Source organism: Kitasatospora sp. NPDC058492 (assembly GCF_042720685.1).
Lineage (GTDB): Bacteria > Actinomycetota > Actinomycetes > Streptomycetales > Streptomycetaceae > Kitasatospora.
The window spans coordinates 1,274-1,722 of sequence record NZ_JBHXMU010000145.1 but is presented as its reverse complement, the minus strand read 5'-3'; positions in this window follow the sequence as shown (position 1 = coordinate 1,722).

Genomic DNA, 449 nt, shown 5'->3' with positions numbered 1-449 from the left:
AATAGACCACCCCCCACGCCATGACCAAGCCGAGCCCAGCATGAACGATATAGCTGTATTTCCTGCGGCGTTTCCGATCAAACCCCCGTAAACCTTATGTGTCGTTCCACCCGCTCGCAGAATAGGCCAATCGTCTGCAACATACCGCCCATCACCCGCCTCGTACTGACGATCCTGCCAAAGTAAGAGCTGACCGTTCGCAGAGCGAAGTGCCACAGCCCAGGCATCAGGCGAAAGCGACTTCGCACCGCTATCAGTTGTCGCAGAATACGGAATCCAGGATGCACCTAAACCACCAACATACAGCATCTCGCCCTGAAAACCCGCCGTCGTCGCCTGCACGCCGTAGTCAGTGATGACATCTATCGCCTCGTTCGCGACAGGCCGCGCAGACAGCCCGGTCCGCGCCGCCGTTGGGACAAGCCGGAAAGGTGCACGCAAGACGTCTC